A 7483-nucleotide genomic window follows, 5' to 3' on the forward strand; every position below is an offset into this window, starting at 1 on the left:
ATGGTAAGCAGGTGCTAGCACAGTCATCTACATGGTTTACCTCTTTTTTATCTTCAACGGCACATTCCGTGTCGTTGTTTGATCCCCTCGCAATAGGCGGAATTGCAACTGCAGGTATGATGCTATGCATCGTTACCAAAGAAGTATTGTTAAAAGGTCTGCATGCGACTCTGTGCACTATTGCGTGTCTATTGCTACTTTCAAACGTCCCAATGGCGATGTTTATGCTAGCCATCGTTTTTGCTATTTATCTTGCTTATTCTTTTTCATTTTCTGTCTCTGTCTCGTGGGTGAGTAAATTAGTCGCCGGAAGTATTTGTATTTACGTCATTTTTTTAAGTGGTTATTTATTGTTTCAATGGCCGGTAAATTTTGCAGCACTTGGACTATTTCCTATTTATTTTGGATTGCTGTATGCCACGTGGCTTGAATCACAAATGAAGCCGCAAGCAGATTCAACTAAGAATAAATCATTTGGTAATGAGCTTGGCATTCCCAATCGGGCAAGCTTGAGGTTAGCCTATGAAGAGCAAAGAAGACTAGACCCAGGACCCGCCATACTTGTTGTTGTATTTTTAGAGGGCATTGAGCAAGTTAATATTCACCTAGGGAGAGAATTTGGAGACACTCTGTTGGCTGAGTCTGCAAATAGAATCCAGCAACAATTGAATAATAGAGACATATTTCCAATTCCCAATGGCAACTCGGTTAGTCGGTTAGCTCATCTAGGTGGGCTACATTTTGCTTTTGTATGTCGTTTAGGGCGTTTTGAATATCTCCATGAACAGTTAATTGACGATGTTTTATTGTGCATTGCCAAGCCATTCCATGTGGGTAGTTGTACATTAGAAATTTCAGCCAGAGCGAGTTACGTCAATTGTGACGAAGAGTTGGGCCAGTTTGATAGCCTGATAGCTTGTGGTTATTTAGCGCTTGATAAATTACCAAAGCAATCTATGTGTGCTTATCAACAGCAGATGCAAATAAGTCAAGTTGAACTGCAGGCGAGATTAAGAGAGCTGGCAAATATAAAAATAGAAGAAGAGTTAGAGATATTTTTCCAGCCTGCGTTTTCACAGCAAAGCGGTAAAATTGCATACTTAGAACTTTTACTACGTTGGCAGCACCCAAAATTGGGATTACTCAATGCTGAAAGCTTTATCGAAGATATTCGCTTAGCTGGGCTTGCGTTACCAGTTGCACGGTTTGTGATTGAGCGAGCAGCTGAATTAGCGATGGCTTTAAAAATGGAAGAGCTACAAGTGCCTTTAAACATCAATATATTTGGTCAAGAAATGCTGCAGCAAGACTTTCTTAGCTTTATGGATCACATTTTATTGGAGCACTACTTACAAGCTGGAGAAATCTTATTAGAATTTCCAGCTCAATTGTTTATCGATGTTGAGCAGCAAACGTTGTCTCGTATTGAACAGTTAAGACAGCTTGGGGTCCATATTGGCATTGATGGGTTTGGACAAACGCCTATTCAGCTAAATCGATTATCTGAGTTACAAGTCGATTTTATTAAGTTATCTGCGCAGCTCACAGCGCAACCGCAACCCGATGGTGCCCAAGCTATCTTCAAAAGTCTTGTTGCGATGCAGCAACAAAGAGGTCTACAAGTGATTTGTGAGGGAATTGAAAGTAACGCGCAGTTAGAATTTGCAAAACAACTTGAATGCGATGCTGTGCAGGGGCATTATTTAGCACAGCCCATGAGCAGTAAAGGTGTCATGGGCTGGCTACAGCAATGGCAAGCTAAAGATAATGATTAAACTTTTTGCTTCTTAGCTCTTAGGTAGCTACAAACTAAACCACTAAGAACTTGCCCAGCTTCAAGCATCCCTTGCATAACTCCTTGAGGATGATTACCAGGGGCGGCCTCACAGAGGTGTAAATACCGAGCATTTGCTTGCTGTGCGCTCAGATAAACAAAATGCTCTGCATCACTGACACTAAAGCCACAGTTAGTAAAAGCACTAACTGGCATGTAGCTAATGCTATCAACATCCACTTCTACACCTAAAGGCGCGTTGTCGGTGAATCGTTGTAGTCCAACTTCACATGCTTGCGTTAAAGAGAATGTGCGGCTGACTAAAATATCTTGGTAACTAACGTAACTATATTTGGCTTCACGTAGCGCGTTTAATATAGCTTGATTATTTTTTTGCTCATGTAATCCCACAACATGATAGTCGCTAAGATAGCCATGCTGATGAGCATAATGAAAGCCATTTCCGCTATGACGCCCCTCTAGCGCCCTAAAATCGGCGTGAGGGTCAAAATTAATCGCATGACAGGCTTCGTTAAATGTTTCTGATAAAGCTTTCAATATACCATAACAATTATTATGCCCACCGCCTATTACAATGGGCTCTAAACCAGCGGCAAAAACCTTACTTAGTACATTTGCTATTCGTTCATCAAGCTGCTCACATAGCTGTCTTAGTGAACTTAATTGTTCAGGTTTTGTGTTATCCAGGTTTGTACTTTGCGCTTGTAAGTCAGCACAGTCTATCTCGCCTAGCAGTAGTACATTATTAGGGGTTAAAAGGTCGTTAGAGGGTAAATTTAAAAAGCGCTGTAAAAATGCCTGCCAACCTAAGGTCGCGCCTCCTTTACCACAATTAGCTCTTGGCCCAAAATCTTCATTAATACCAACTAACACATACTTGATACCAAATGCGGCAGCATCCTTAAGTGCAGCATCAAGATCAGCGTTAGGATCCAAAAAGGAAAGAGATTGCCAGTAGCGAAGTTCATTGTCTCTGCTGGTTGTGAGGCTGTTCACATCAGCCTCACCATAGACGTGTAAGTAATCTCTCATAAAGGTTACGCTTGTTCTTCTTGTTCCAAAAGTAACTCTTCAGCAGAAATGATGATACCGGTGCTATCTGCATACAAAAAATCATCTTCAAAAAATGACACACCGGCAAAATTAACAGGAATACCTTGTTCGCCTGAGCCTTCACTATCTGCGGCAACAGGAATCGAAGCTATCGCCTGAATACCTATGTCGCATTCTTCCAATTCATCGACGTGACGAACCGCACCATAAACGATTATCCCTTGCCAATTGTTTTCCATCGCAAGTTCAGCAAGATCGATATCAATCAGCGCACGTCGTGTAGAGCCACCCCCATCTATTAATAGAATGCGTTCAGTTCCATCTTGCTCAAGTACACTTTGAATAAGCTCGTTATTTTCAAAACATTTAATGGTAGTAATGCGGCCACTGAATGACGCTTGGCCTCCGAAGTTAATGAACATAGGTTCGAGTACGTCAACAACATCAGCAAAGTGGTCACATAAATCCGAAGTGCTGTAATCCATAACTATTATCCTCTGAAAATAACATAAGTCAGGGTCAGTATACTCCCATATATCACCTTAGCAATGGCAAACAGTAACTTACATATTAGTGTCTTAAAATTGTCACGGTTTTGTTATTTAGCTCTTCTATGCTGAATTTATCTACAGTAAGTAAGTTGAGTATCATGAAAGGCAAACTAGCACAGCTTGACACAGCTTTATATTTTGCGGTTTTTACCCCTAGCCCAAAGCATTGGTGGCGTATGGTTGCGTTAGGTTTGTCCAAAAGCGGTAATGGTGGCTTGTATGTACTATTAGCGATTGGTTGCGCTATTTTCTTAGAGCAGTTAGGTCAGACGTTTGCAATAACGGCGGTATTAGCATTTGCTTTGGAGCGGCCAATTTATTTTTATCTAAAAAAGCGTATTGCGCGGGTGCGACCGTGTGATTGCTTTTCACAAAAAGCGCTGCTAACGCCAGGTGATAAATTCAGTTTGCCCTCAGGTCATAGTGCAGGAGCATGGCTATATGCTACGTGTTTAGCAGAGCACCTTCCTATTTTGTCAGTACCTCTTTTGATTTGGGCTTCGGGTGTATCGTTATCAAGAGTTGTCGTTGGTGTGCATTATCCATTGGATGTGGTTGTCGGAGCCCTTATGGGAGTTGGCTGTGCAAGTTTAGCAATAGGGTTAGTAGGAATGCTATGAAAATACTGTATGGAGTACAAGGAACAGGAAATGGTCATACAACAAGGGCGCGGATCATGGCGGCTTGTTTTGCACAGCTAGGTGTTGAAGTCGATTATTTGTTTTCGGGAAGGCCAAAAGACAAATACTTTGATATGGATATATTTGGCGATTACCAAAGTCGAGATGGTTTGAGCTTTTCAACACAAAGCGGACAAGTAAACAAATTAGACACGCTAAAAAAACTTAAATTGAGCCAGTTGTATCAAGATATACGCCATCTTGATGTCTCTAGTTACGATTTAATTTTTAATGATTTTGAGCCGATAACAGCTTGGGCTGGTAAATTAGCAAAAGTGCCTGTTATTGCGATGAGCCATCAAGCATCCTTTTTATTTTCTGAAGTGCCGGTAGAAGGTGCGGGTTTTTTGAAGCGTACACTATTGAAAAATTTTGCACCGGCCAACATCCATTTGGGTGTACATTGGCAGCCGTTCGCGAAAAATATTATTCCACCTTTTATACCCTATCAATTGCCTGACAAATTATGCCAGTCGGTGGCCAATAAAGTGTTAGTTTATTTACCTTTTGAAGAACTGGATAGAGTTATTGAGCTGCTACAAGACTTTCCTGATAAAGAATTCTATTGCTATCACCCAAATGCACAGAATCAGTCTTTGGCTAACATACACCTTCGAACACCAAGTCGAGATGGCTTTTTAAAAGACCTAGCAAATACCAGTGGTATAGTTGCTAATGCAGGCTTTGAGCTTTCTAGCGAAGCGATGAAGTTTGGTAAAAAATTACTGTTAAAGCCACTGAGTGGTCAGTTTGAACAATTAAGTAACGCTGTGACACTAGAGCGCATGGGGCGTGCTAAAGTTATGCACTATCTTAGTTCAAATGCATTGGAAGAATTTTTAGAATTACCTATGGTTGAAGCGGTAGATTTTCCATCAGATCCCACTCCGCTTATACAATGGCTAGTCAATGGGCAATGGTCTGATATTGAAAAGTTACATCACCAACTATGGCAATCTGTAAATTATAAAATGCTGAAGGCAGCGTAACGAGGATTCTTAGATCCTTTTTTAGGTAAATTCAGTATTTTGCAACGTTAACTACAGCAGCACATATAGTTCTCGGCTATACTATCCCTAAGTTTATTTTTTTGGGTAACAGTATGGCTTTATTAGAAAATTTTACTATAAAGCGGCGCTTACAATTAAACGCGCTAGTTGTTGGCATTGCGTTGATTGTTATGTTGGTTGTAATCATTTATGAAGCAAAAACCATGCTTCAGCTTAATAATGCGATTCAATATTCAAAAGAGCTGAATATTCATCAGCTTATTATGCGTAAGCATGAGAAAAACTTTTTATTTTATAAACAAGAAGATTCGTTAAAACAATTCGACAGTGAATATAGCCGCCTTCAGAACACATTATCCCAGTTAAGAAAGACGTTTGATGAGTTTGACATTAGCAGCAATAGACTTAATGAATTTGCCGATTTGGCAAGCCAATATAATTCAGACTTCCAAAATGTAGTTGAGCTACAAAAATCAATTGGTTTACACCCCAAAGATGCGCTTTATGGCGAACTACGGGCAGCGGTTCACGAAGTGGAAACGCTTTTAAAGGAGCGTGAAAATTATGAATTGCTAGCTATGATGCTGCAATTACGCCGTGCCGAAAAAGACTTTATGCTGCGCTTAGATACTAAGTACCAAAGTAAATTTTCAGAATTAGTAACGAAGTTTTCCACCCAGATTAAATCTGCGGGGTTCCCTACCAGTTATGAAAGTGATCTACTACGTCTGCTCCAAGAATACCAGTCAAAGTTTACGGCGCTAGTCGAAGCTCAAGTTAGATTAGGTTTAAACCTTGACAATGGTGCATTGGGAGAAATGAAAAGTAGTGTTGAGAAAAGTGAAGAACTAGTAGCAAAAGTTGTGGACGCTACGAGGAAAGAAATTTCAAAGAGCTCTGACAATGTCCAGTATGTAGCATTTGCTGTTTTTATTATCGCGGCAATTATTGTAATGGCGTTAGTACTCTCTACAAGTAACTCAATAATTCGTCCCGTAGAGCGTGTTTATCTAACAATAGAGCGTATTCGCAGAGAAAATAATTTAGCTTTGCAAATTGAGCAAAGTGGTAATGATGAAATAACTATCATGACCGGAGACTTTAATAGCTTGATTAATGACTTCAAAATTTTAATTACAGAAGTAAATAGTGCTTTGAATACAATTAATGATGCTACTGAGCATTTAACTGAGTCAACTGCACAAACAAGTGCTGGCGTTAGTGAACAGCTTCACGAAGCAGATATGGTTGCAACGGCGGCTACTGAAATGCAAGCGACCATCCAAGATATTGCCCATAATACAGAAGCAGCTTCACAAAAAGCCGAGTCGACAAATGGCAATGCTCAACAGGGGCGTTCAGAGGTCGACGCAACGATTAAACATATTATTGCATTGTCGGAGTCATTAAGCGGTGCATCCGATGTGGTCTCTCAGCTAGAAAAAGATGGTGAAACAATTGGATCTGTACTTGACGTTATTCGAGGTATTGCTGAGCAAACAAATTTACTAGCGTTAAATGCGGCTATTGAAGCTGCAAGGGCCGGTGAGCAAGGGCGAGGTTTTGCGGTTGTTGCCGATGAAGTAAGATCACTTGCACAGCGTACGCAAGATTCTACTCAAGAAATAGAAAGTATTATTTCTACCTTACAGCAAAGGACTCGTGAGGTAGTTAATATTATGCAGCAATGCCGCGAACAAGGCGGAGAAAGTGTGTCACAAGCAGAGAAAGCGGGCGAGTTGTTAGGTATGATCACTGAAGATGTTCAGACCATTATGGATATGAGCACGCATATAGCCACTGCAATTGACGAGCAAAGCCAAGTCGCCAGTGAAGTAAATAAAAACGTAGTACGTATTCGTGATATTGCACAAGTTGCATCTGATCATGCAAGTGCGAACGCTCAAAGCAGTGAAGAAGTTGCAGAACAAGCTAAAGTCTTAAGAGATGCAGTAGCTAAATATAGAGTCTAACTTTACGCTAACTAGTTTACGCAGTAAAAAGCCACCTAATTTAGGTGGCTTTTTTGTCGTTTTTAAATACGAAATTAGAGAAAAGTTAACATTTATGGCGCTTTCGATTGTTTTTTGTGCGAACAGGTCTTTTTTCTAAATTTTTCAAAAAAAACACTTGATCAAAAAAAGGATCGCCCTATAATGCGACCCCACTGACACGGAGCGCTACGCTGAATAAGCAAAGCAACAACGAGTCAGCGTCGAGTAAAACTTAAATTTAAAAATTCTTAAAATTAAGTGTTGACAAAAAAGTGGGAATGCTTAGAATGCACACCCCTAGCGAGATGAAGCCAAGCGCTGATTCATCGCACTGTTCTTTAAAAATATGAAGCAATCATCTGTGTGGGCACTCGTACAGATTGAGTTCTAACAGCAGAAC

The 7483-nt window shown here is 40.4% G+C and carries 6 protein-coding genes; 4 read left to right on the forward strand and 2 right to left on the reverse strand.

Going from position 1 to position 7483, the window contains the following annotated elements:
- Positions 1 to 11 precede the first annotated feature (11 nt).
- Complete coding sequence (locus tag HG263_RS22730) at positions 12 to 1775, forward strand: EAL domain-containing protein (RefSeq protein ID WP_171627830.1); 1764 nt, start codon at positions 12 to 14, stop codon at positions 1773 to 1775.
- On the opposite strand, the gene HG263_RS19925 is transcribed toward HG263_RS22730, so the two are convergent.
- Both HG263_RS19925 and rraA read right to left on the reverse strand, forming a co-directional pair.
- Complete coding sequence (locus HG263_RS19925) at positions 1772 to 2827, reverse strand: formimidoylglutamase (protein ID WP_171627831.1); 1056 nt, start codon at positions 2825 to 2827, stop codon at positions 1772 to 1774. The two genes, HG263_RS22730 and HG263_RS19925, sit on opposite strands and share 4 nt — an antisense overlap.
- A gap of 5 nt (positions 2828 to 2832) precedes the next feature.
- On the reverse strand, positions 2833 to 3333 hold the full coding sequence (gene rraA, locus HG263_RS19930) for a ribonuclease E activity regulator RraA (protein ID WP_171627832.1): 501 nt from the start codon (positions 3331 to 3333) through the stop codon (positions 2833 to 2835).
- Between the two features lie 164 nt (positions 3334 to 3497).
- On the opposite strand from rraA, the gene HG263_RS19935 reads away from it, so the two are divergent.
- The 3 genes from HG263_RS19935 to HG263_RS19945 all read left to right on the forward strand — a co-directional run bounded on the left by HG263_RS19935 (position 3498) and on the right by HG263_RS19945 (position 7062).
- Complete coding sequence (locus HG263_RS19935; protein WP_216628513.1) at positions 3498 to 4019, forward strand: phosphatase PAP2 family protein; 522 nt, start codon at positions 3498 to 3500, stop codon at positions 4017 to 4019.
- Positions 4016 to 5068 carry an MJ1255/VC2487 family glycosyltransferase gene (locus tag HG263_RS19940; protein WP_171627833.1) on the forward strand — a complete coding sequence of 351 codons (1053 nt, stop codon included), beginning with the start codon at positions 4016 to 4018 and terminating at the stop codon, positions 5066 to 5068. Before HG263_RS19935 ends, HG263_RS19940 begins: the two co-directional genes overlap by 4 nt.
- A gap of 113 nt (positions 5069 to 5181) precedes the next feature.
- The gene (locus tag HG263_RS19945) at positions 5182 to 7062 is read left to right on the forward strand and encodes a methyl-accepting chemotaxis protein (RefSeq protein WP_171627834.1); all 1881 of its coding nucleotides are present in this window, start codon (positions 5182 to 5184) and stop codon (positions 7060 to 7062) included.
- Positions 7063 to 7483: the final 421 nt, after the last annotated feature.

Origin of the sequence: Pseudoalteromonas caenipelagi, assembly GCF_013140855.1 — a bacterium.
Lineage (GTDB): Bacteria > Pseudomonadota > Gammaproteobacteria > Enterobacterales > Alteromonadaceae > Pseudoalteromonas > Pseudoalteromonas caenipelagi.